This window comes from Citrobacter sp. Cpo045, from assembly GCF_030332875.1.
In the GTDB taxonomy this organism is placed as follows: domain Bacteria; phylum Pseudomonadota; class Gammaproteobacteria; order Enterobacterales; family Enterobacteriaceae; genus Citrobacter; species Citrobacter portucalensis.
In genome coordinates this window covers 263890-288621 of sequence record NZ_JAOWGZ010000107.1, presented here as the reverse complement: position 1 = coordinate 288621, position 24732 = coordinate 263890, and the positions used below count along the sequence as shown (strand labels likewise).

Here is a 24732-nt window from a genome sequence, read left to right as displayed (position 1 = left end):
ATTATGAACATTGATTTCCAGAAGCTAGTTATTCAAAAACACGTCATAGACAGCTCTACGCATGAGAAGAGTAAAAAACTAAGTGTTGCGTATGGTGTCGACCGTAATTTTTTATTTGGTTCTGGCATTTCAATGACCTCAGTATTAGTGAATAACCCTGATATTGATATTCACTTTTATATAGCAACAGACTATATAGATGATGATTATCTGGAGAGTGTAAGACGCCTGACCCAAATGTATAGTACAACTGTGACTCTCCTTGTGTTCGATAACACGGTATTTCGTGAACTACCGAGTACGAAATCATGGACTTATGCGATGTACTATCGTTATTTTGCATTTGAATATTTAAGCACAGAATTAAGTTCTGTACTGTATCTTGATGCCGATATTATTTGCAAAGGATCTCTCCGCGAGTTTACCGAAGTTAATTTCCGTGGGGAATATGCGGCTGTCGTCAATGATATCGATGAAGTACGGATTAAATCCGGAAACAGACTCGGTATTCCTGAACTGAGTAACGGTTACTTTAACTCTGGCGTGATATTTGCCAATCTCGAAGTGTGGCGTGAACAGCAGTTGCTGACCAAAGCATTTTCTGTCTTAGATAAACGCCAAAAAGAACTCCTTTATTTTGATCAGGATGTGCTGAACATCTTGTTTGTCGGTAATGTTATTTTCCTGAGAAGAGACTTTAACTGTATTTATGAAGTCGATCGAGAACTCAAAAACAAAAATGATAAGGTTTATCAGGATTTCATTACCGACGATACGGTATTAATTCACTATACCGGTGTCACTAAACCATGGCATTCATGGGCCAAATACCCGGTGGCTAAGTTTTTTATTGAAGCATATCAGAAATCTGCATGGGCAGAAAAGTCTTTGTTAAACGCAAACACAGCCAGGTTGTATAAACGTAAGTCACGACATGAAAGAGTGCAACGAAAATATATCCGTTCAGTGCTAAGTCATGTTATGTATATAAAAAATAAGTTACATAACTCCAAGGCTCATTGAAATAAAAGATAGTGACTTATTGATAATAAATTAAATAGGTGTAGCGAATGAACTTTAATTGTCATCAGTCTATAAAAAAGATCCTTGATTTTAATCAAGCACCATCTGAACAAGAAACACAGCTCAATATCGCCTGGGGTGTGGACAAAAATTTTATGTTTGGTGCTGCAATTTCGATGACATCGGTATTATTGAATAATAAAGATTTAAATATCCATTTTCATCTTTTTACTGACTACATTGATGCTGATTACCAGCAGCGGATTGCTAAATTAGCAGAGCAATTTTCCACAAACATCTCAATTTATGTTATGGATGCTAATGGGTTAAAGGTTTTACCAAGTGGCCACGCTTGGTCACACGCAATGTACTTCAGATTTATTGCCTTTGAATATCTTGGTGAGAAAATTGATTCACTTTTATACATTGATGCGGATGTGATGTGCAAAGGTTCACTTTTTGAACTCACGCAGATTGATCTTGGAGAATATGTCGCAGCGGTAATTACTGATGTGGATGATAGCCCTGCCAGAGATATTGAGATAAATAAAGATTATTTCAATTCAGGTGTCATATTTGCAAACCTGAAAAAGTGGAAAGAGCAGAATTTTATCAATGCAGCTTTTGATATCTTATTAGACAAAAATAACAAACTTTCATTTCCGGATCAGGATGTCTTGAATATTCTTTTCTTTAAAAAAGTGATTTTTCTGGAAAGAAGATTTAATGCTATCTATGGTATTAAGCAAGAATTAAAAAGCAAGAACCTTTCGAAATATAAAGAGTATATAACGCCTGAAACGATTCTTATCCATTATATAGGTGTAACTAAACCATGGAATTCATGGGCTAGCTATCCCTCTGCACAGTACTTTGTTGAAGCCTGGAAGGCTTCGCCTTGGGCGGATGTTCCACTGCTACCAGCCAGAACGCCAAAACAGTATAAAAAGAAATCACGCCATGAAAGATTACAAGGGAAGTATTTCGCCTCGGTAATAAGCTATATTGGTTATTTGCGTGAAAAATTAAAAAGTAAGTAAAAAAACTCCCGTAAGGGAGTTTTATATTAACGTAATTTAGTCTTAAGGTATTTCAAATACCATTTGAATGAGGTGAAATAATTCCCTTTTTTAGCTTCCTGGCGTGAATAGACCCGGTAATCAGTAGGTCTCATGCGTGGAGCATAAGAACGCATTTCTGTGTTTCGCCATGGTGTGAAATGATGGTAGAAAAGATAAAGTTGCTGTGAAAGCCCAGTATGTTCTTTATACCAGGGTTTTCTCCCACCAGTAAAATGAATAATGCGAGGCAGGATATCTTTTTGGTAAAAAAAGGTATCTTTTTGCTGGTCTGTGAACCAGTTAAATAAGAAATTCCATCGCTTATCAATAAATTTAACGTTACCGTTCATTGCGACGTTCAGTGCATCCTGATCAAAGTAAGGTAAGGATTTACCTTGTTCAAATAACACTGTATTTGCTTTATTTTCAATGTCAAACTTGATCCAGTTTTCAATGTTAATATATAAAAAACCAGCATTGAAATAATGACCAGTACTGAGGCTCAGACGTTTGGCATTTTTTGTATCATGAATATCGAGAGAATCATGGCTGACAGCGCAAATGACATTGCTAATATCAATGCTGTTAATATCATTGAGCTTATCAAAACATAGTGTATCAGCATCTAAATAGATAAAATGTTCAACCTTATCTTTAAGTAAGCGCGGTACGGCCAGACGCATATAGGTAGAACGGTTCAGGTGTTTGATTGCAAAGTCATTGTTATACTTTTCAATCTCTTCCTTATCGATATTAATAACCTGAATTTTATCACTGGTAGAACGTAGTTTATTGATTTCTTCATCTGTAACGTCATAGACAAAGACGAAAAATGACAGGTTTTGCCCCGGATTGTTCATTATGACAGACATAATGGACACTGCTACATATTCCAGATAATTGGCATCTGTACAGTAAGCAATGTTAATAACGTTTTTTTTGCTGTCCATTTATGCTTTCTCATTACCTTTTATATTTTCACTATCATGAAGTACCTTATCGATAGCGTCAATCACGGCTTGCTCCGGTATCCATGTTAGATATTTTTTAGATCTGTCGAGTTCATCTCGAGAAGGCATCGGATGATAATCGCCAGCCCAAATCAATAAAGCTTTATCCGACCATGGCTTCCACTGTTGATAATTGGTGGCGCCAAACAGGCAGACCTGCGGTGTCTTTAGCGCCGCTGCCATATGCATAGGAGCAGAATCGACGCCAATGTACAGGACGGCATGATCGATCAATGCAGCCAACTGTAAAAAGGTGGTTTTACCTGCCAGCGTCAGATCAGGGGAAGATTGACACAGTTCAGCAATGCGCTGAACCTGCTGTTGCTCACTTAGCGCTGGCCCACAGGTAAGATAAACATGCAGACCACGCCGATGAAGGTGGTCTATAACATGCGAAAATTTTTCATCGTCCCAGCATTTAAACTCTTGTCTGGCAGTGGGTTGAATAACGACATATTTTTGTGAAGGCAATTCCGGGAGTAGGGTAACTAAATGTTGATAGTCGTCAGGGCGATAACAAAGAGACATCTCTTTCTTCAGTTCTGTTTCGCTAAATCCAATACCTTTTAGAATAGATAAATTTTGTTCAACAATATGCGTTCCAATGGATGGCGTTACTCGCGTAAAAAGTAGGTTCCACTGAACTTTTTCGCGCTCAAAAGCAACTGAAGGGCAACGCAAAGACGCTATAAGAGCGCCGATCGGCCATTGTTCGGTGAGGTTAACGATCAGGTCGTAGTGATTTTTCTTCAGTTGTTTACGCACTGAAAGGTAATTTTTCACTGTTGACAGCAGGTCTTGCTTTTTCTCAATCAGATAAAAATTATTGATATCTTTATGGGCGGCTAAGATTGCTTTAGTATCTTTATAGAGTAGCAGATCGATCTTAGCTTGCGGATAACGTGCCCGAATGCTGGCAATGACAGGCGTAGTTAGCAGAACATCCCCATAAAACTTGAGCTTGCAAATGAGAATCCGGTCAACTTTTTCAAACATGTTAAAATCCCTTTCGCAAGAATAAGCTTTTGCAAGCAGATATTATCTTACACCTTGTTTCAGAAATAGAACGATCGATATGGGGATATTTCATCTTCAGAATTATTTTCTTCTTAACGATTTTCGTATCGCAGCATGCAAGTGCATTCTGAATGTCATTTAGCATACTTTCGCTATAGCGATAATAGCCTTTTTTCTTGCGTAAAATTTTACGTCCTTCGAGAAAGCAATTGATAATCATAAATGTCGCAACAGTACGCTTGGAACTATTTTCATTAATATAGTTATACATTTTTCGCATAGCAAAGAAGATGCTGTCAGCGTCACTATCAATAATGTTCTCGGTAATGCTTTTATTATTTACTCGGTAGTAATATAGCTTATTCTCGATTTTTAGAATCTTATGGCATTTAAAATACTGGAATGGGCAAAAAATCATGTCTTCGTAGCGATGATGTTCCTCGAACTTATCGCTACCAATGATATTGCGGTGAAAGATTTTTGTCATCAGATGCCATTGCCCTGCCTTGAATGTTGGTAATAGAGGGGCGTAATTGTCATCTGATAAGATTATTTCGCGCTGGGTAATGTTGTTTTCCATTTTCGGCGCGTTCTTATACAAATTGTTTATATCTCGAGTTAAGTTAAATTCGATGATGTCATATTTTTCGTCTCTTAACTTAGGTAAGAGAATTGTAAAATAATTCTGGCAGACAATATCATCACTGTCTACAAAACCAATATATTTCCCTGTCGCATGAGCAAGCCCAACATTACGGGTGATTGCAACACCCTGATTTTTTTGGCTTATATATTTAACATTATGACAATCTTTTTCGCGGTAAAACGCATTTATATGCTCTTCGGTTAAATCCGTAGAGCCATCATTAACAATTATTACCTCCACATCATCAGTGATGCTCTGATGTATAGATGCCAACGTCGCTGTGATGAGTTCAGCGTTGTTGTATGTAGGTATAATAATGCTCAGTAAATAACCGGAAGCGTTAACCATGGCATCGTTCTCTTGTTGGACTCGAGCTCAGTACTGCTGCTACACATAACGCCAGCACGCTGCTCAGGGCTTCACCTTTGGCATATAATAATAAATCACTCAAGCCATAGACTGCGATAGCGCCTGAGACGACGAACAACAGAGGACTACGTTGCCAGTAAGCTATTAAAAACATGGCAGTATAGAGCAAGAGTAGCACAACAACACCAGGGATGCCTTTTAGTGAGAAGGTATCAACCATTTCGTTATGCAGGTGGACATCAATGAAGACCAGTGCCCCTTGCAGCGAGGTGTCCTGCACCGCAAGTCGCTGAATTTCTGCTCCGCGTTGTTCGAGTGACTGTCCCCAGTGGTGCACTTTCCCGGCTTCAATACCTGCCCGTTGCATCGCCAGTCTCGCACCGATAGAAGTATTACTATTGTTTTGATTATAAGAGTGCAGATCAACCAGGAAGTTCTGATAGCGGCTTTCAATGATTGGTTTTAAGGGGATTGCAGCAGCCCCCACCAGTATTACAAAACCCAGCAGTGCCCTTAATAGCATGGTGCGGTTGTGACGATAGTACATCAGGAATAGGCCGACACTCAGGATCGGGTATACCAAAATAGCGGCTCGAGTTTGCGTTGTGATGATGACTGCCAGCGATATCAAAAAATGTAACAGATAGAGTGCAACGGTGTGTTTTAGACGCAGATTAATAATGGCCTGAGAGGCTAATAATGCAATTAGCGTCAGAGCGTAGGCTGTGCCGGTTTGGTGTTCAAAGCCCAGCGCAACACGGTAGGTCATAATATCTGGTGCCCCGGCGACCTCGTAGCCTGCGAAAAGATACAGACCTATTGCTGTAAGAATTGTCCAGATACTGGTGATGCGAGTTGTGTTGGCACATGGCTCTCGCGATGCCAAAGCGGTCATAACCAGTGCGGCAAAAATCATCACTTTGCCACCGTTCTGGTATGACCTATAGGCTCCGGTAAAAGCAGATCCTGGCTGTTTGAATATTTCTACCCAAATAATCTGGAGTAAACCGAAGAGCAACAACATAACAGGTAAAAACAGGTTTTTCTTGTTGCTGCACACATGTTTTATATTTTTTCCTATAAGCGGTAGAGATAGCGCCGTGGAGAAAATAAATACCTTCAGCGCTTCATCTGGATTGACCAACACCATCGCAAGCGTTGCCAGGATCCCAGCGTAAAATAAGAAGTATATAAAATCGAATGGGTTATTTCTTATACTACAAATAAAGCGAGAAAACATGTGTTGGCGAAGCATGGTTCATCTCTTAAAGTTAAAGCAAATTATTATCAACTAGCGATATGTTGACTAAGTTAGCATCCAGATCCTGCAATTTTCCGGAATGGCTTTGCTGTGTGTATTGATTCTTCCCATATCCCCCAATCAGTCCGGGATCCGTTGGGCCATACAACGTAATATTGGGGCGATCCAACGCGGCGGTTAAATGGCTCAATCCTGTATCAACCGACACCACAAACTTTGCCCCCGCCAGAATGCGAGCAACGTCTTCCAGACTCATTCGCGGCAGGACATCAACGTAGGGAAACCCTTCTGCCAGCCTTTTGGCGCGCGCTTCTTCATGAGGAGCACCCCAGGGGAGTTTAATACGGATGCCCGTATTATTTAACAGGCCAATCAGCTCCCGCCAGTTGGCTTCTGGCCAGTGCTTATCATCACGTGTCGTGGCGTGCAGAAATACAGCATACTGGCCTGCATCAGCCTTATGTTCATTCATAAAATGCTGCGCAATCGCGTAATCACCCTGCAACTGCGGTTTAGCATACCCCAGACTTTTGGCGAACAATTCACGGGTACGTTCTACCGCGTGCTGCTGTTTGGCTATGTGATGTTTGCGATTATAAAACAGACTCGCCAGCGGTTCGCGGGCTGTGCTCCAGTCCATACCATGCTTGATGCCACGTGCCAGACGTGTCACCAACGCGGCGCTCTTAACTAAACCCTGAGCATCGATTATCGCGTCATACTTCTGTAAACGCACCGCATCACGAAACGCTTTACGCTCGGCTTTAATCGGCGCTGAAAACCAGGCTTTACGCCAGCGACGGATCGCCACTGGAATAACCCGGTCAACGGCTGAATGCCAGGAGGGGATTTGAGCGAACCCTTCTTCCACCACCCAATCAAATTGAATACCCGGAATAGCCTGCTGCGCATCGGTTAATGCGGGCAACGTATGCAGTACATCGCCCATAGACGACGTTTTAACGATCAGAACCCGCATCCGTCAGGCTTCCTCTTGTAACAACAGGTCGTTGAGTTCTTCCAGCACGCGCTGGGGTGTGATGTCAATCAGGCTCTGGTGATAGCCTTCTGCCGCATCGCCCTTACGCACTTTGTGATACCCCGTAATCAGGCGAATGACACGTGCCTTGTGGGAAAGCGGGGGCGTAAAATCCGGGCTGCTTGGACCATACAATGCGACCAGTGGACGGTTCAGTGCTGCGGCCACGTGCATTAATCCAGAATCGTTGGTGACGACCGCTTTGCAGGCGGCGAGCAGAATGACGGCCTGTTCCAGCTGTGTTTCGCCCGCCAGATTACGGCACCAGGCTTGCTGTTCAGTGCTCAGCGTTGCCAGGATCTCATTGCCAGCTTCATGGTCTTTTGCTGAGCCAAACAGCACAATCTGATGGCCTTCATCGATCAACTGCTTCGCCAACTCTGCGTAGTGATAATGTGGCCAGCGTTTCGCTGGACCAAATTCCGCACCAGGGCAAAAACCGATGATGGGGCGTTCGGCTGAAAGGGAGAACTGGCTACAGGTTAGCGATTTTTCACCCTCGCTGACCTGCAACTGTGGCCATAGCAGAGGCTGCGGCAAATCTTTTGCCGTCAGCATCACACCTTTATCATAAGCCAGAGCCACATAGCGCTCGACCATCAGTGGCCATGCGTCTTTATCCAGTACGCGCGCATCGTTCAGCAGACCGTAGCGCATCTCGCCACGCCAACCGGTACGATGGGGAATACCCGCAAAGAATGGCACCAGAGCGGATTTAAACGAGTTAGGCAGCACATAAGCGCGGTCATAGCGCTTCTCACGCAGACTGTGGCCGAGTTTACGGCGCTCGCCAATCTCCAGCGCGCCGTGCCCCAACGGCATGGCGATAGCTTCGTTGACTTCTGGCATGCGCGACAATAACGGACGGCACCACGCAGGTGCCATCACGTCGATTATCGCCTGGGGATAGCGCGCCTTGAGCGTGCGATAGAGACTTTGCGACATCATCATGTCGCCCACCCAAGACGGGCCAACCACCAAAATCTTCATTCACTTCATCCTTCAAGCTGTCTCTGCGTTGGCTGCCTGCGTTCACTACGGTCACTTACTTTTGTAAGCTCCCGGAGGTTCACTTAGTTGCCGCCTTGATACCGCTCGAATGATTTTGTGAATTTGTAGCGTTGTCGCGGTTCAGCCAGGCCATATATTCCGTGACGCCTTCGGCGACTGTTTTAAACGGCTTGTCATAGCCCGCTGCGCGCAGGTTCGTCAGATCTGCCTGGGTAAATGCCTGGTAGCGGCCTTTCAGTTTTTCTGGGAATGGAATGTACTCAATGCTGCCTTTTTTGTGGTACGCCAGCGTAGCATCGGCAACGGCCTGGAAAGATTCCGCACGACCTGTACCGAGGTTAAAGATGCCGGAAACCCCGTTTTCCAGGAACCACAGGTTTACCGCAGCCACGTCGCCTACGTAAACGAAATCACGTTTGAAGTTTTCACTGCCTTCAAACAGTTTTGGCGTTTCGCCATTGTTAAGCTGGGTGTTGAGGTGGAAAGCAACGCTTGCCATGCTGCCTTTGTGGCCTTCACGCGGTCCGTAGACGTTGAAATAGCGGAAGCCAACAATCTGTGAATTGGCTTCTGGCAGGATCTGACGCACGTACTCGTCGAACAGGAATTTTGAGTAGCCATAGACGTTCAGCGGTTTCTCATATTCACGGGATTCGATGAAATCAGAAGTGCGCCCGCCGTAGGTGGCGGCAGAGGATGCGTACAGGAACGGGATTTCACGCTCCAGGCAGTAGTGCAGTAGCTCTTTGGAGTATTGATAGTTGTTGTCCATCATATACTTGCCGTCCCACTCGGTGGTGGAAGAGCATGCGCCTTCGTGGAAAATCGCTTCGATATCGCCGAAATCTTCCCCGGCCATAATCTGGATCAGGAAGTCTTCCTTGTCCATGTAGTCAGCAATATTCAGATCCACCAGGTTAACAAACTTGGTGCCGTCTTTCAGGTTGTCCACCACCAGGATGTCGGTGATGCCTTTATCATTCAGGGACTTAACGATGTTGCTGCCGATAAAGCCCGCGCCGCCGGTAACGATGATCATAAATGTAACCTTCGAATTATGGAGTCAGAGACAATCTCAGACACGAATACTTCTATCATATCACTACATGGCTTAGGCTTCAGCCATTCACCGATAAGCCGTGCGGGTACACGTGATTTATGCTTCATTTTGAAGAAGTGATGATGCGTCATCTCGTATCAACGTATAGCTTTGGGTAATATGTGCTGAAATTTGCCCAGTCTGGAGAATTGAAATGCGTGGGGATTTTTACAAACAGTTAACGAACGATCTCGAAACCGCACGTGCGGAAGGATTGTTTAAAGAAGAACGCATTATTACATCTGCCCAGCAGGCGGATATTACCGTGGCGGATGGAAGCCACGTTATTAACTTTTGTGCGAACAACTATCTGGGGTTGGCTAACCATCCGGAACTGATTGCTGCGGCAAAAGCGGGTATGGATTCTCACGGATTTGGTATGGCTTCGGTTCGCTTTATTTGCGGTACCCAGGACAGCCATAAGCAACTGGAGCAAAAACTGGCGGCATTCCTCGGTATGGAAGATGCCATCCTTTACTCTTCCTGCTTCGACGCAAACGGCGGCCTGTTTGAAACGCTGCTGGGCGCAGAAGACGCAATTATTTCCGATGCCCTGAACCACGCTTCTATCATTGATGGCGTGCGTCTGTGTAAAGCAAAACGTTTCCGTTACGCCAACAACGATATGGTGGAACTGGAAGCTCGCCTGAAAGAAGCGCGTGAAGCGGGCGCTCGTCATATCCTGATCGCCACTGATGGCGTGTTCTCTATGGATGGGGTAATCGCTAACCTGAAAGGCGTTTGCGATTTGGCGGATAAATACGACGCTCTGGTCATGGTTGATGATTCCCATGCCGTCGGTTTTGTCGGCGAAAATGGTCGTGGCTCCCATGAATACTGTGACGTGATGGGTCGCGTGGACATCATCACCGGTACGCTGGGTAAAGCACTCGGCGGCGCATCCGGTGGTTACACCGCAGCGCGCAAAGAAGTTGTTGAGTGGCTGCGTCAGCGTTCCCGCCCTTATTTGTTCTCCAACTCACTGGCACCGGCGATTGTTGCGGCTTCCATTAAAGTGCTGGAAATGGTTGAAGCTGGCAGCGACCTGCGCGATCGCCTGTGGGCGAATGCACGTCAGTTCCGTGAGCAAATGTCTGCCGCAGGCTTTACGTTAGCCGGTGCGGATCACGCGATCATCCCGGTTATGCTGGGTGATGCAGTAGTGGCGCAGGCATTCGCCCGCGAGCTGCAAAAAGAGGGGATTTACGTTACCGGATTCTTCTATCCGGTGGTTCCAAAAGGCCAGGCGCGTATCCGTACCCAGATGTCTGCGGCGCATACCCCTGAGCAGATTACGCGTGCTGTTGAGGCGTTCACACGCATTGGTAAACAACTGGGCGTTATTGCCTGAGGATGTGAAATGAAAGCGTTATCCAAACTGAAAGCGGAAGAGGGCATTTGGATGACCGACGTTCCTGAACCGGAAGTCGGTCATAACGATTTGCTGATTAAAATCCGTAAAACAGCCATCTGCGGGACTGACGTTCACATTTATAACTGGGATGAATGGTCGCAAAAAACCATCCCGGTACCGATGGTCGTTGGGCATGAATATGTCGGCGAAGTTGTTGGCATCGGTCAGGAAGTTAAAGGCTTTAAAATCGGTGATCGCGTTTCAGGCGAAGGTCATATCACCTGCGGGCATTGCCGTAACTGCCGCGGTGGACGTACTCACCTGTGCCGCAATACGACCGGTGTCGGTGTAAACCGCCCTGGCTGCTTTGCGGAGTACCTGGTGATCCCGGCATTTAACGCATTTAAAATCCCGGACAATATCTCCGACGACCTGGCGTCTATCTTCGATCCGTTCGGTAATGCAGTGCACACGGCGCTGTCGTTCGATCTGGTTGGGGAAGATGTGCTGGTTTCCGGTGCGGGTCCAATCGGTATTATGGCGGCAGCGGTCGCGAAGCATGTTGGCGCACGCCACGTGGTGATCACCGACGTTAATGAGTATCGCCTTGAGCTGGCGCGCAAAATGGGTATCACCCGCGCGGTCAACGTGTCGAAAGAGAATCTGACCGACGTGATGGCTGAACTGGGTATGACCGAAGGGTTTGATGTGGGCCTGGAGATGTCCGGGGCGCCGCCAGCGTTTCGCGCCATGTTGGACACCATGAACCACGGTGGCCGTATTGCTATGCTGGGTATTCCGCCATCTGATATGTCAATCGACTGGACGAAAGTTATCTTTAAGGGGCTGTTTATTAAAGGTATCTACGGTCGTGAGATGTTTGAAACCTGGTACAAAATGGCTGCACTGATCCAGTCTGGTCTGGATTTGTCGCCGATCATCACCCATCGATTCTCTATCGATGAATTCCAGCAGGGCTTTGACGCGATGCGTTCAGGCCAGTCAGGGAAAGTGATCCTGAGCTGGGATTAACCGTATCCACCCTGTGGATTCTGTGTGTTGTCCCCGGATGTTGATTATCATTACCGTCCGGGGCTTTTTTGCTTCCTCCTGCCCGGCGCATTTTCCGCTAAAGAATTAATATTTTTTTCTGAAAATCTACCGCTTAATATGCTAAAAAGTGCCGATAACTCTACTGTTTGGCAGGATTTGATATGACCTATACCCCTGGTCTCCTGAGCGTCATTATGCCGCTTTACAACACGGGTGAGCCGTTCATTGCGTGTATGGATTCACTGATTGCGCAAACCTGGAAGAACCTGGAGATCATTATTGTTAATGATGGCTCTACGGATAACTCTGCGGAGCTTGCTCAGTCTTATGCGGATCGTTATCCGCACGTTCATCTGCTGCACCAGCGCAATGGGGGCGTTTCTGCGGCGCGCAATACCGGTATGAAAGTTGCCAGGGGGGAGTACATCGCGTACGTAGACGGCGATGATATTGCCTATCCGGAAATGTATGAAACGCTGATGAATATGGCGCTGAAAGACAACCTGGATGTTGCGCAGTGCAACGCTGACTGGTGTATTGCTGAGACGGGCCACACCTGGGCATCCATTCCTACCGATCGTATTCGTTCTACCGGCGTGATGACCGGGCCAGACTGGTTACGCAAAGCGTTAGCCAGCCGCCGTTGGCGGCACGTTGTCTGGATGGGCGTTTATCGTCATCAGACTATCCGCGACGCGGGGCTGACCTTCCTGTCTGGCCTGCACCACCAGGATATTATCTGGACAACGGAGTTTATGTTTAATGCGAAGCGCGCGCGTTACACGGAAGTCCCGCTGTACAAATACTTCCTGCACGGCGCATCTGTTAGCCGTCTGCCGCGCACCGGGCTGAAAAACCTCGCTTACCAGCGCCACTACATCAAAATTACCCGTCTGCTGGATAAGATGAATCACGACTACGCCGGACGCATTCCAATTTACCCGGAATTCAAACAGCAGGTGATTTACGAAGCGCTACGCGTTTGTCATTGCATACGTAAAGAGCCGGACGAGAAAATCCGCCAGCGCATGATTGCTGAAGTATTTGTATCGGGTATGTTCAAGCGTATGGTGAGTAATATCTGCAGCGTTAAGCTGGGTTATCAGGTGCTGTTGTGGGCTATCCGTTTTAGCCAGTGGCGCGATAAATCATTGACGCCGCGCCGCCTGGCCCATTTAACGCTGGATAGTAAAGACTGATTATTGCCAGCCCTGCCACTGCAGGCGCATATACTGCACCAGCGTGCTTTGGGTGATGCTTTCGCCGAGCACGCTGAAGAAGCGGCTGGCGTACACCGGCTCTAACGGCTGTTTCGGTTTGCATAATTTCACCCCGCGGAAAGGATTACGCGGCGCATCAGGCGTACCGTTCTTCGGTGGTGTGAGGTTTGGTCTGGAGGTATCCACCTGTGGTTCATTGAGCAAACTGCTTGGGCGAACCAGCGTGATGTCGGCTGGCAGGCTATACAGCATCTGCTGCAGGACGCGAACCGTAGACGGGTGAGGGTGGCCAATGGCGATTGCGGAACCGTTGCGGCGCGCAAGCTCGACGGCACGATTAAACTGACGGCGAATATCGGCTTCGTTTTGCGTGTCATCCAGGAAGACTTTGCGTTTGATGACCTTCACACCGGTGCCTGACGCTGCGCGCATTGCCTGGCTGTTACCGATGGTCATGCTGTCCAGGAAGTAGAGGTCGTAGCGTTCCAGCGCCTGCATCACCTTCTGCATGCCGAAAAGACTGGAGGTCATCGCGCTGCCCATATGGTTGTTCAGACCGACCGCATTCGGTACTTTGCTTACCGCGTCGCGAATGATCCGCTCAATCTCTTCGCTGCTCATTTCAGGGCGTAACGTGTCTTTCTCTAACGGCTGCTTGCTCAGCGGCGCCATTGGCAGATGGATCAAGACTTCATGCCCGCTGTTATGCGCTTTGATTGCCATTTCACGCGCATGTGGGGCGTTAGGCAGAACGGCAACGGAGATGGTAGAAGGCATCGCCAGTACCTGGTTTTCAGTGTGTGGGCGATAGCCGAAATCATCAATGACGATGGCGAGTTTGCCAGCAAATACAGGTGTTGCGAAGGCCAGCAGACTGGTGAGAGAGAGTAGTAGACGACGAAATTGTTGTGGCAAAACTTATCTTCCCAACCACGGCTGTGGATTGACCGCCTGACCCTGGCGACGAATTTCAAAATAGAGTGCCGGCCTGCCCTGACCGCCGCTGCTACCCACAAGTGCTATAGGCTGCCCGGCGCGAACCTGCGTACCGACGCTGACCAGTGCGCTTTGGTTATAACCGTACAGGCTCATATCGCCTTTACCGTGTTCAACGACGACCACCAGGCCATAGCCCTGCAGCCAGTCCGCCAGAATGACGCGACCATCGGCAATGGCTTTAACTTCGGTGCCTTCGGATGCGCCAATAACCATCCCCTTCCAACGTAGCTCACCCTGCAGCTGTTCGCCATAACGATGTAACGTTGGACCACGAACGGGCCAGAATGCCTGACCGCGCGGCGAACCCAAACCGCCGGTACGCGACATCAGTGATTTTTCACTCTCGGTCGGTTTATAGGTTGAGCCTTTTCGTGACGCATCCTGTTGCTTATCGCGTACGGCCTGCGCCTCGCGTGCTTCACGTTCTGCACGCGCTTTGGCTGCGGCTTCGGCGCGGGCAATGCTGTTGCGCAGACGGGATTCGTTGGCGCGCATTTCGCCCAGTTGCTGTTGACCCTGTTGAATCGATGATTCCAGACTCGAAAGCGTTTTCTGACGTTCGTTACGTGCCTGTTCCAGCTTAGCCTGCTGAGCGCGCTGTTCGTACAGTAGCGTCTGCTGCTCGCTCTGCTTATCTTCCAGCTCGGCTTTTTGCGAGTCGACCTCTTCGCGGGTTTGTTTCAACTGCGCGATGGTTTCCTGTCGCGCCTGGTTCAGATAGCCGAAATAGGCCTGCAGGCGTTGCCCACGCTGGCTTTCTTCACCGCTAAGAATGAGCTGAATGCCGGTGTGTTCGCCCTGGCGAAAAGCTGCGTCGAGTTGGGCTGCCAGGCTGCGTTCTTGCGCGGCCCGCTGTTTTTCCAGCTTCGCGAGTGCTGCGTTCATCTCTGCGATTTGCGCATTCAGCTGTGCCAGTGAGTTTTGCGTTTCGCGCAACTGCCTTGCGGCAACGGCGATGGCTTGTTCCTGAGCTTTAAGCTGAGCGAGGAGGGTGGCGCGTTGTTGTTGCTGTTGGCGTACCGCGCGTTCTTTTGCCGCGATATCAGCCTGAATAGATTTGAGCTGGTCGCGTTCGTCCGCGTGGGCGGAAAAGGCGCACAGCAATACGCCAGCGCTAAGTGCGCTGGCGTAGAACAAGGGCCTGACTGAAAACTTACGCGGTTTCACGGCCCGAGTGATGGTATTAATCGCCTTTCCCCTCATGGGGAGGGATTATTCCACGATGAACAGCGGCTTACCAGTCATCTCTTGCGGGATTTCCATACCCATCAGCGTCAGCATCGTCGGGGCGATATCAGAAAGTTTGCCGCCTTCGACTGCTTTAACGTTCTTGCCACCGACATAAATCAGCGGAACGGGCAGGTTGGTGTGCGCAGTGTGCGCCTGACCGGTGGACGGATCGCGCATCTGCTCTGCGTTACCGTGGTCCGCGGTGATCAGCAACTGGCCACCAACGGATTCAACCGCTTTCGCGACCTGTTCAACGCAGTGATCCAGCGCTTCAACAGCTTTAACTGCTGCTTCCATCACTCCGGTATGACCAACCATGTCGCCGTTCGGGTAGTTACAAATGATGGTGTCGTATTTTCCGCTCTCAATCGCCGCAACCAGTTTTTCGGTCAGCTCAGCAGAGCTCATCTCCGGCTGCAGATCGTAGGTCGCCACTTTCGGCGAGTTGATCAGGATGCGGTCTTCGCCTTTGAACGGCTCTTCTACGCCGCCGTTGAAGAAGAAGGTCACGTGCGCATATTTTTCGGTTTCGGAAATACGCAACTGCGTTTTGTCGTGCTTCGCCATCCACTCTCCAAGGGTGTTAGCCAGAGATGCTGGTGGGTAAGCAACCGCAGTTTTGATGTCGGCCGCGTATTCGGTCAGCATCACAAAGTTGAGGTTAACGACTTTCTTACGGGCGAAGCCGTCGAAGTCAGCGTTAACAAACGCACGAGTGATTTCACGCGCACGGTCAGCACGGAAGTTCATGAAAATCAGCGTATCGCCGTCTTCCATGGCGGCTTCAGCCTGGCCTTCAGCACGGATCACGGTCGCTTTCACGAATTCGTCGTTTTCGTCGCGGGCATAAGCAGCCTGCAGGCCTTCAACCGCCGTAGCGAACTGGAACTCGCCTTTGGCCAACGTCATCAGGTCATAAGCCTGTTCAACGCGATCCCAACGGTTGTCACGGTCCATCGCGTAGTAACGACCGATGATGGACGCTACGCGGCCTTTGCCCAGTGCGGCAAATTTCTCTTCGAATTTCTGCAGTGAATGTTCAGCGCTGCGCGGCGGGGTATCGCGGCCATCAAGGAAAGCGTGCAGATAGATTTTTTCCGCGCCGCGTTCAGCAGCCATTTCTACCATCGCCATGATGTGATCTTCGTGGCTGTGAACACCGCCCGCAGAGAGCAGACCCATAATGTGAACCGCTTTGCCGCTATTTTTTGCCTGGTCGACCGCATTGGTCAGTACCGGGTTAGCGAAGAAAGTACGCTCTTTAATTTCGACATCCAGACGGGTCAGGTCCTGATACACGATGCGGCCCGCGCCCAGGTTGACGTGACCGACTTCGGAGTTGCCCATCTGGCGATCGGGCAGGCCAACTTCCAGGCCAGACGCATCAATCAGGGTATGCGGACGTTTTGCCCACAGGGCATCCATTACCGGGGTTTTGGCATTAAAGATGGCGTTATCCTGGCTGTCTTCGCGATAGCCATAGCCATCCAGAATCACCAGTACCATAGGTTTTTTAGAAACCGACATTGCGACAACCTCACACTTAATAGGTAAAAAATAATTGAGTAATTTTACTACAGCTGAATCGATAAAGTAGCCCCGGAAGATCAAATAATCGACCAGAGCGCGCCGCAGAGGGCGTGGTTTTAGGTTTTTTTTTCCGTAGCGCCCCGCAAAAATGCAATCCAATGCACGCTCTGGCTGTATTTGCGCCAACGCGCAGGTATACTCCTTTCCTGGTTTTTTTAATCACTGAGTCGGGAGTTGTTACCCCCCATGCAAGAAATTATGCAATTTGTTAGTCGCCACCCTGTATTGAGTATCGCCTGGATTGCGTTACTGGCGGCTGTATTATTTACCACGTTTAAGAGCCTGACTTCCAAAGTGAAGGTGATTACGCGCGGAGAAGCCACACGTCTCATCAATAAAGAAGACGCCGTTGTCGTGGATTTACGTCAGCGCGACGACTTCCGCAAAGGTCATATCGCTGGCTCCACGAACCTGCTGCCGAGCGAAATCAAAGCCAACAACTTTGGCGAACTGGAAAAACACAAAAACAAACCTGTTATTGTGGTTGATGGCTCAGGCATGCAATGCCAGGATTCAGCGACTGCGCTGATCAAAGCCGGTTTTGAGCAGGTGTCTGTACTGAAAGATGGCGTAGCGGGCTGGAGTGGTGAGAATCTGCCACTGGTTCGCGGCAAGTAATTTACCCGTCTTCTTTCATGCCGCAGGGTAAAAAGAACACTGGAGATAAGTCATGGCCAATATTGAGATCTATACCAAAGCAACCTGCCCGTTTTGCCATCGCGCAAAGGCGCTCCTGAACAGCAAGGGTGTGAGTTTCCAGGAGCTTCCGATTGACGGTGATACCGTGAAGCGTGAAGAAATGATCAAGCGCAGTGGCCGTACTACGGTTCCGCAGATTTTTATTGATGCACAGCACATTGGTGGTTGTGACGACTTGTATGCGTTGGATGCGCGTGGTGGACTGGATCCGCTGCTGCGTTAAGGCGTACCGAAGTATTTAAAGGACAACACTAAAGGGTTTTCTCAACATGTCAGAACAAAATAACACTGAAATGGCTTTCCAGATCCAACGTATTTATACCAAGGATGTGTCTTTCGAAGCGCCAAATGCACCGCATGTTTTCCAGAAAGATTGGCAGCCAGAGGTTAAACTGGATCTTGATACCGCATCTACCCAACTGGCAGATGACGTGTATGAAGTAGTGCTGCGTGTCACCGTAACGGCTTCCCTGGGTGAAGAAACTGCGTTCCTGTGCGAAGTTCAGCAGGGCGGTATTTTCTCCATCAGTGGTATCGAAGGGACTCAGATGGCGCATTGCCTGGGCGCATACTGCCCGAACATTCTGTTCCCGTATGCCCGCGAATGCATCACCAGCCTGGTTTCACGCGGTACGTTCCCGCAACTGAACCTTGCGCCGGTCAACTTTGATGCGCTGTTCATGAACTATTTACAGCAGCAGGCTGGCGAAGGTACTGAAGAACATCAGGATGCCTGATGAACCAAAGTAATGCTTCAATGACTGTGATTGGTGCCGGCTCGTACGGCACCGCTCTTGCCATCACCCTGGCAAGAAATGGCCATCAGGTTGTCCTGTGGGGCCATGATCCTAAACATATCGCGACTCTCGAGCACGATCGCTGCAACGTCGCGTTCCTTCCTGATGTGCCTTTTCCCGACACGCTGCGCCTGGAAAGTGATTTAGCCACAGCGCTGGCCGCCAGTCGTAATATTCTGGTGGTGGTGCCGAGCCACGTCTTTGGCGAAGTGCTGCGTAACATCAAACCATTGATGCGTCCTGACGCACGACTGGTCTGGGCGACAAAAGGTCTGGAAGCGGAAACAGGGCGTCTGCTGCAGGACGTCGCGCGTGAAGCGCTGGGGGACTCAATTCCACTGGCGGTTATTTCCGGCCCGACGTTCGCCAAAGAGTTGGCTGCGGGCATGCCGACGGCGATTTCTCTGGCCTCGACGGACGACACTTTTGCTGACGATCTCCAGCAGTTGCTGCACTGCGGCAAAAGCTTCCGCGTTTATAGCAATCCGGATTTCATTGGCGTGCAGCTTGGCGGCGCGGTGAAAAACGTCATTGCCATTGGTGCGGGGATGTCTGACGGCATCGGTTTTGGCGCGAATGCACGAACCGCATTGATCACCCGTGGGCTGACCGAAATGTCTCGTCTTGGTGCGGCGCTGGGGGCCGATCCTGCCACCTTTATGGGGATGGCGGGTTTAGGCGATCTGGTGCTGACCTGTACCGACAACCAGTCGCGCAACCGTCGTTTTGGCATGATGCTCGGCCAGGGGATGGACGTGCAGGGTGCGCAGGACAAGATTGGCCAAGTGGTTGAAGGCTATCGCAATACGAAAGAAGTTCGTGAATTGGCGCACCGTTTTGGTGTTGAGATGCCAATAACCGAGGAAATTTATCAAGTATTGTATTGCGGAAAAAACGCGCGCGAGGCAGCATTGACGTTATTAGGCCGTGCACGCAAGGACGAGCTGAGTCGCCACTAGCTGTAAGGAACTGTTGAATATAACGACCCGATCCGCGAAGAACGGATCGGTCGTTTTGCTACCTTCTGGAGTACGCAATGCCGTGTGAAGAACTGGATATCGTCTGGAAAAACATTAAAGCGGAAGCCCGGGCACTGGCGGAATGTGAGCCAATGCTGGCCAGTTTTTACCACGCAACGCTGCTCAAGCATGAAAATCTCGGCAGTGCGCTAAGCTATATGCTGGCGAATAAACTCGCTTCTCCAATTATGCCCGCCATTGCGATTCGCGAAGTCGTAGAAGAGGCCTACGCGGCCGATCCTGAAATGATTGCCTCAGCGGCCTGCGATATTCAGGCAGTACGCACGCGTGACCCGGCTGTCGATAAATATTCCACTCCACTGCTGTATCTGAAGGGCTTTCATGCGCTTCAGGCCTACCGTATCGGTCACTGGCTGTGGCATCAGGGGCGTCAGGCGCTGGCGATCTTCCTGCAAAATCAGGTGTCCGTTACCTTCCAGGTAGACATTCATCCGGCGGCAAAAATTGGCCGTGGGATTATGCTCGATCACGCCACCGGCATTGTGGTTGGTGAAACCGCGGTGATTGAAAACGACGTCTCTATTCTGCAATCCGTCACGCTGGGCGGGACCGGTAAAGCCGGCGGTGACCGCCACCCGAAAATTCGTGAAGGCGTGATGATCGGCGCGGGAGCAAAAATTCTCGGCAACATTGAAGTCGGACGCGGCGCGAAGATTGGCGCAGGTTCGGTCGTGCTACAGCCCGTACCGCCGCATACCACCGCCGCAGGCGTACCGGCGCGCATCGTCGGTAAGCCAGACAGCGATAAGCCGTCTATGGATATGGATCAGCATTTCAACGGGATTCATCATACTTTCGAATACGGCGATGGAATCTGATTTCGAGCTATCTTACTTGTCATCTTGAACCCGGGCTGTGCTCGCCATCCTCACGTACTACGTGTACGCGCAGGTCGGCAAGCGCAGTCCGTGTCCAACCTGACTACGCCGATAACGCTCGAAAAATAACGGTAAATTCTTTCGTAGGTCGGATAAGGCGTCAGCCGCCATCCGACAAAAATCAACTACGCAATACCGCGCCGGGATAACCTAACTGGCGCCAGGCCTCATACACCACCACCGACACCGCATTCGACAGGTTCATGCTGCGACTGTCCGGCATCATCGGAATACGAATTTTTTGTTCGGCAGGCAGCGCGTCGAGGATGCTGGCTGGCAGACCGCGAGTTTCCGGGCCAAACATCAGATAATCCCCATCCTGATAGCTTACCGCGCTATGTGCTGGAGTACCTTTGGTGGTCAGGGCAAACAGACGTTGCGGATTTTCTGCGGCGACGAAGGCGGCGTAATCAGGGTGGCGTAGCACAGCGGTAAATTCATGGTAATCCAGCCCCGCGCGACGCAGGCGCCTGTCGTCCCAGGTAAAGCCCATTGGCTCAATAATATGCAGACGAAAGCCGGTGTTGGCGCAAAGACGGATAATATTGCCGGTATTTGGCGGGATTTCTGGTTCGAATAAAACGATGTTTAGCATGCTGCCCCCTTAAGTACGGGGCAGCATAGCAAATTAACGTTTACGCCGCATTTCCACGTTTGGGCTGCATCGGGTAGTCAGCCACCTGTTTGCCCAGTTCCTGTACCAGCGAATCACCGCTGATTTCGCTAATCGACTTCGCACCGGTCAGGGTCATTGCCACTTTCATCTCTTTCTCGATCAGATTCAGCAGATTCGCCACCCCGGCCTGGCCGTGGGTCGCCAGCGCGTACAGATAGGCCCGCCCCAGCAGTACGCTATCCGCGCCCAGCGCAATCATGCGCACAACGTCCAGACCGTTGCGGATCCCGCTATCGGCCAGAATGGTGATATCGCCCTTCACCGCATCGGCAATGGCGGGTAACGCGCGAGCTGAAGACAGCACGCCGTCTAACTGGCGACCACCGTGGTTAGAGACAACGATGCCGTCCGCACCAAAGCGTACGGCATCACGAGCATCTTCCGGATCGAGGATCCCTTTGATCACCATCGGACCGTCCCAGAATTCGCGGATCCACTCGAGGTCTTTCCAGGAAATTGACGGATCGAAGTTATTCGCCAGCCAGCCGATGTAATCCTCAAGACCGGTAGGTTTACCAAGATAAGTCGAGATATTGCCTAAATCATGTGGGCGACCGTTCAGGCCAACGTCCCATGCCCACTGTGGATGGGTGACTGCCTGCCAGTAGCGGTGTAGTGCGGCATTTGGGCCGCTCATCCCGGAATGGGCGTCACGGTAGCGTGCACCAGGGGTTGGCATATCGACGGTAAAGACCAGCGTGGAGCAACCCGCCGCTTTGGCGCGCTCCAGCGCGTTGCGCATAAAGCCACGATCGCGCAGAACATATAGCTGAAACCACATTGGACGTTTGATGGTTGGGGCGACTTCTTCAATCGGACATACGGATACCGTGGAAAGCGTAAACGGAATGCCTTTGGCATCAGCGGCGGCGGCGGCTTGAACTTCGCCCCGGCGCGCGTACATGCCGCACAGACCGACAGGTGCAAGGGCCACCGGCATGGAGAGCGTTTCGTTGAACAGCTTTGTCTCTAGGCTCAGGTCGGACATATTCTTCAGCACGCGCTGGCGAAGTGCCACTTCAGACAGGTCTGCCACGTTACGGCGCAGAGTGTGCTCTGCATACGCCCCACCGTCTATATAGTGGAACAAGAAGGGGGGTAGGATGCGCTGGGCTGCGGCGCGATAGTCGCTGGCTGCTGAAATAATCATGTGTTGTTCTCCCTGCTATTCTCACCAGGGTCACCGGGCAGGCGGGTGATACGCGCCTGGCGGGCCTGATCTTCATCAAATCGTTTAATCGTGGTGTGGACAAAACTGAGGTGCGCCATCATTGCTTTACGCGCTCCGTCGGCATCTCCGGCAACAATCGCATCCAGGACGGCCTGATGCTGCGCCGTCAGTTGCGAAAATACGGGCGGCACAAGGTACATTCGCTGGCGGCTCTGTTTCACCGAAGACTGCAATACGTCGAAGAAACCGCGCATGGTCTGTAACAGCACCACGTTGTGCGAGGCCTCCGCAATGGCGAGATGAAAGCGAACGTCTGCCTGCGAGGCGAGATCTGGATCTTCGCTTTGTGTGGCCTCGAAACAGAGTCTGATCTTCTCTTTGTCGGCAGCAGTGGCACGCATAGCTGCATGCCAGGCGGTGCTGGCTTCGATGGCGTGGCGGGCTTCCAGAATATCGAAACTGTAATCAGGGTCGTCTGCCAGCAGAGTTTTCAGCGGCTGAACGATGTTTTGTTCAGACCATGCCTCATGCTGCCAGCGGATAAACGTCCCGCCGCCACGACGGCTAATCAACACGCCTTCGCTCACCAGTTTCGCCAGCGCCTCGCGCAGCGAGTTGCGCGATACGCCGAGCTGTACGGCCAGTTGGCGCTCAGCGGGCAACTTCATGCCCGCCTCCAGCTGTTGTTCTTCAATCAGCGCCCGCACACGAGATGCGACTTCGTCTGACAGGCGTCTGGGCATCACTATCATGGAATCATCCAGGTTAAGACATAGGCCTGCAGCGTGGTAATCACACCCACCATGCAGGTGAAAATCAGACTGTGCTTCACGGTAAAGCGGAACAGATCAGACTCTTTCCCCACTAATCCCACTGCCGCACAGGCGATAGCGATAGATTGTGGAGAGATCATCTTGCCGGTCACGCCGCCGGTGGTATTTGCGGCCACCATCAGCACATCCGAAACGCCGATTTGCTGAGCGGCCGTGGCCTGCAGGGCGGCGAACAATGCGTTTGATGAGGTGTCGGACCCGGTCAGGAATACCCCCAGCCAGCCAAGGAACGGCGAGAAGAAGGTAAATGCGCTGCCGGTATGTGCCAGGGCCAGTGCCAGGGTGGATGAAAGCCCGGAGTAGTTAGAGATAAACGCGAACGCCAGCACCATCCCGATGGAGTAGATAGGCAGCGCCAGATCTTTCAGCGTGCTACCAAAGGTCTGCAGCGCAGCAGATGGCTTCATCTTCAGCCAGACGATAGACAGCAGGGCGGCAAACAGTATTGCGGTACCGGTCGCGGAGAACCAGTCAAATTTGTACACCGCCGCGTAGGCCGTGGCTTCGTGTACGACCGGCGGCATACGGGCAACCAGCTTGTCGAGGAACGGAACCGGAATATTGACCACCCAGTGGTACATCGCGCCGCCTGGCGCAAACAGCGCTTTAAACGGCGGTATGCTCCACAGCGTGACGGTAGCTGTCAGGAACAGGAACGGTGACCAGGCACGTACCACCTGCCCAGCGGTGTAGCGGGTGCGCGACAGATCCATATCGACCTGCGAAGCGCCCATATCGCCAAAACGGAAGATACGTACCGGCTGCCAGCGTTTCAGGAAAAGCGTCAGACACACCAGTGAGACCAGAGAAGAGATGATGTCCGGCAGTTCCGGCCCGATAAAGTTAGAGCTGAGGTACTGTGCGATAGCAAACGAGCCGCCAGCGACCATCACCGCAGGCCAGGTTTCTTTGACACCACGCCAGCCATCCATAATCGCCATAATCCAGAACAGCACGATAATGGTCAGGAACGGCAGCTGACGACCTACCATCTGGCCAATCTCGAAGCTGTCCAGTCCGGTAACCTGACCGGCGACCAGAATCGGAATGCCCATTGCGCCAAAAGCGACCGGCGCGGTATTTACGATCAGGCACAAACCTGCCGCATACAGCGGGTTAAAGCCAAGACCAACCAGCAGTGCGGCGGTAATCGCTACCGGAGCGCCAAAGCCTGCCGCTCCTTCGAGGAATGCCCCAAAGGAGAAACCAACAATCAGCATTTGCAGACGCTGGTCTGGGGTAATCGAGAGTATCGATGATCGGATAATGTCGAACTGCCCGGTCTTCACCGAGATTTTATAGACGAATACCGCGGCGATAATGATCCAGGCAATTGGCCACAGACCGTAGAAGAAACCGTACACTACGGATGCCAGTGCGTGATCGACCGGCATTTTGTAGAACAGCAGGGCGACCGACAAAGCGATCACCACCGTCCATGACGCCGCAACATAGCCTTTCAGCTTGAGCTTAATCAGGGCGAAGAAAAAGAACAGGATAGGGAGCGATGCGATCAGACTGGAAAGCCAGATGTTACCGGCCGGGTCGTAGTTCTGTTGCCAGAGATTCATTGCAGGTCTCCTGGGGGCCGCTGACATAATGGAATGAGTCTTTGCTCAAATCTTCGTCACATTATGTGTAAAAGTGGCCCTGCCA

General features: G+C 50.3%; 24 protein-coding genes. 10 read left to right on the top strand and 14 right to left on the bottom strand.

Annotated elements, in window-relative coordinates; translation table 11 throughout:
* Positions 1 to 3 precede the first annotated feature (3 nt).
* Both OGY13_RS23170 and OGY13_RS23165 read left to right on the top strand, forming a co-directional pair.
* The gene (locus OGY13_RS23170) at positions 4 to 1023 is read left to right on the top strand and encodes a glycosyltransferase family 8 protein (RefSeq protein ID WP_128611270.1); all 1020 of its coding nucleotides are present in this window, start codon (positions 4 to 6) and stop codon (positions 1021 to 1023) included.
* Between the two features lie 47 nt (positions 1024 to 1070).
* The gene (locus OGY13_RS23165; protein WP_174770926.1) at positions 1071 to 2063 is read left to right on the top strand and encodes a glycosyltransferase family 8 protein; all 993 of its coding nucleotides are present in this window, start codon (positions 1071 to 1073) and stop codon (positions 2061 to 2063) included.
* Positions 2064 to 2089: 26 nt separating this feature from the next.
* Here OGY13_RS23165 and OGY13_RS23160 read toward each other — a convergent pair whose 3' ends face one another.
* The 7 genes from OGY13_RS23160 to rfaD form a co-directional block, all read right to left on the bottom strand.
* Positions 2090 to 3034, bottom strand: a complete 945-nt coding sequence (locus OGY13_RS23160; protein ID WP_186412869.1) for a glycosyltransferase family 8 protein — start codon at positions 3032 to 3034, stop codon at positions 2090 to 2092.
* Positions 3035 to 4090, bottom strand: coding sequence for a lipopolysaccharide core heptosyltransferase RfaQ (rfaQ, locus tag OGY13_RS23155; protein ID WP_186412870.1), 1056 nt, complete (start codon positions 4088 to 4090; stop codon positions 3035 to 3037).
* Position 4091: 1 nt separating this feature from the next.
* Complete coding sequence (locus OGY13_RS23150; RefSeq protein ID WP_186412871.1) at positions 4092 to 5105, bottom strand: glycosyltransferase family 2 protein; 1014 nt, start codon at positions 5103 to 5105, stop codon at positions 4092 to 4094.
* The gene (locus OGY13_RS23145) at positions 5098 to 6381 is read right to left on the bottom strand and encodes an O-antigen ligase family protein (RefSeq protein ID WP_186805000.1); all 1284 of its coding nucleotides are present in this window, start codon (positions 6379 to 6381) and stop codon (positions 5098 to 5100) included. The genes OGY13_RS23150 and OGY13_RS23145 overlap by 8 nt, the downstream gene beginning before the upstream one ends.
* Before the next feature lie 16 nt (positions 6382 to 6397).
* On the bottom strand, positions 6398 to 7366 hold the full coding sequence (gene rfaC / locus OGY13_RS23140) for a lipopolysaccharide heptosyltransferase RfaC (protein ID WP_048215304.1): 969 nt from the start codon (positions 7364 to 7366) through the stop codon (positions 6398 to 6400).
* 3 nt (positions 7367 to 7369) lie between these two features.
* Positions 7370 to 8416, bottom strand: a complete 1047-nt coding sequence (gene rfaF, locus OGY13_RS23135) for an ADP-heptose--LPS heptosyltransferase RfaF (protein ID WP_071446339.1) — start codon at positions 8414 to 8416, stop codon at positions 7370 to 7372.
* A 79-nt stretch (positions 8417 to 8495) separates the two neighbouring features.
* Positions 8496 to 9476, bottom strand: a complete 981-nt coding sequence (gene rfaD, locus OGY13_RS23130; protein ID WP_048227317.1) for an ADP-glyceromanno-heptose 6-epimerase — start codon at positions 9474 to 9476, stop codon at positions 8496 to 8498.
* Between the two features lie 214 nt (positions 9477 to 9690).
* On the opposite strand from rfaD, the gene kbl reads away from it, so the two are divergent.
* From kbl to OGY13_RS23115, 3 genes are all read left to right on the top strand, one after another.
* The gene (gene kbl, locus OGY13_RS23125) at positions 9691 to 10887 is read left to right on the top strand and encodes a glycine C-acetyltransferase (RefSeq protein WP_003827313.1); all 1197 of its coding nucleotides are present in this window, start codon (positions 9691 to 9693) and stop codon (positions 10885 to 10887) included.
* 9 nt (positions 10888 to 10896) lie between these two features.
* Complete coding sequence (gene tdh / locus OGY13_RS23120) at positions 10897 to 11922, top strand: L-threonine 3-dehydrogenase (RefSeq protein ID WP_003024132.1); 1026 nt, start codon at positions 10897 to 10899, stop codon at positions 11920 to 11922.
* A gap of 182 nt (positions 11923 to 12104) precedes the next feature.
* Positions 12105 to 13142, top strand: coding sequence for a glycosyltransferase (locus tag OGY13_RS23115; RefSeq protein ID WP_048215306.1), 1038 nt, complete (start codon positions 12105 to 12107; stop codon positions 13140 to 13142).
* On the opposite strand, the gene OGY13_RS23110 is transcribed toward OGY13_RS23115, so the two are convergent.
* The 3 genes from OGY13_RS23110 to gpmM are packed head-to-tail and all read right to left on the bottom strand — an operon-like array spanning position 13143 to position 16919.
* A complete protein-coding gene (locus tag OGY13_RS23110; protein ID WP_213752142.1) occupies positions 13143 to 14078 on the bottom strand; it encodes a divergent polysaccharide deacetylase family protein in 936 nt (311 codons plus the stop codon).
* Positions 14079 to 14081: 3 nt separating this feature from the next.
* Complete coding sequence (gene envC, locus OGY13_RS23105; protein WP_231504629.1) at positions 14082 to 15341, bottom strand: murein hydrolase activator EnvC; 1260 nt, start codon at positions 15339 to 15341, stop codon at positions 14082 to 14084.
* A 33-nt stretch (positions 15342 to 15374) separates the two neighbouring features.
* Positions 15375 to 16919: a 2,3-bisphosphoglycerate-independent phosphoglycerate mutase gene (gene gpmM, locus OGY13_RS23100; protein WP_003827325.1), complete on the bottom strand. Its 1545-nt coding sequence runs from the start codon at positions 16917 to 16919 to the stop codon at positions 15375 to 15377.
* Positions 16920 to 17168: 249 nt separating this feature from the next.
* Between gpmM and OGY13_RS23095 the strand changes: the two genes are divergently transcribed.
* From OGY13_RS23095 to cysE, 5 genes are all read left to right on the top strand, one after another.
* Entirely contained in the window at positions 17169 to 17600 is a 432-nt protein-coding gene (locus OGY13_RS23095; RefSeq protein ID WP_003024148.1) for a rhodanese-like domain-containing protein, read from the top strand.
* Positions 17601 to 17652: 52 nt separating this feature from the next.
* Positions 17653 to 17904: a glutaredoxin 3 gene (grxC, locus tag OGY13_RS23090; RefSeq protein ID WP_032945356.1), complete on the top strand. Its 252-nt coding sequence runs from the start codon at positions 17653 to 17655 to the stop codon at positions 17902 to 17904.
* Between the two features lie 46 nt (positions 17905 to 17950).
* Positions 17951 to 18418, top strand: coding sequence for a protein-export chaperone SecB (gene secB, locus OGY13_RS23085; protein WP_003024155.1), 468 nt, complete (start codon positions 17951 to 17953; stop codon positions 18416 to 18418).
* Complete coding sequence (gene gpsA, locus OGY13_RS23080) at positions 18418 to 19437, top strand: NAD(P)H-dependent glycerol-3-phosphate dehydrogenase (RefSeq protein WP_008786462.1); 1020 nt, start codon at positions 18418 to 18420, stop codon at positions 19435 to 19437. The genes secB and gpsA overlap by 1 nt, the downstream gene beginning before the upstream one ends.
* Positions 19438 to 19514: 77 nt before the next feature.
* Positions 19515 to 20336, top strand: a complete 822-nt coding sequence (cysE, locus tag OGY13_RS23075) for a serine O-acetyltransferase (protein ID WP_003024160.1) — start codon at positions 19515 to 19517, stop codon at positions 20334 to 20336.
* A 181-nt stretch (positions 20337 to 20517) separates the two neighbouring features.
* Here the strand turns inward: cysE and trmL are convergent, their stop codons facing one another.
* Genes trmL through lldP form a run of 4 tightly spaced genes read right to left on the bottom strand, consistent with a single transcriptional unit; the run spans position 20518 to position 24647 of the window.
* Positions 20518 to 20991 carry a tRNA (uridine(34)/cytosine(34)/5-carboxymethylaminomethyluridine(34)-2'-O)-methyltransferase TrmL gene (trmL, locus tag OGY13_RS23070; RefSeq protein WP_213752141.1) on the bottom strand — a complete coding sequence of 158 codons (474 nt, stop codon included), beginning with the start codon at positions 20989 to 20991 and terminating at the stop codon, positions 20518 to 20520.
* 40 nt (positions 20992 to 21031) lie between these two features.
* On the bottom strand, positions 21032 to 22222 hold the full coding sequence (lldD, locus tag OGY13_RS23065) for an FMN-dependent L-lactate dehydrogenase LldD (protein ID WP_213752140.1): 1191 nt from the start codon (positions 22220 to 22222) through the stop codon (positions 21032 to 21034).
* Entirely contained in the window at positions 22219 to 22995 is a 777-nt protein-coding gene (gene lldR / locus OGY13_RS23060) for a transcriptional regulator LldR (protein WP_003024170.1), read from the bottom strand. The genes lldD and lldR overlap by 4 nt, the downstream gene beginning before the upstream one ends.
* On the bottom strand, positions 22992 to 24647 hold the full coding sequence (gene lldP / locus OGY13_RS23055; RefSeq protein ID WP_003827332.1) for an L-lactate permease: 1656 nt from the start codon (positions 24645 to 24647) through the stop codon (positions 22992 to 22994). The genes lldR and lldP overlap by 4 nt, the downstream gene beginning before the upstream one ends.
* Positions 24648 to 24732: the final 85 nt, after the last annotated feature.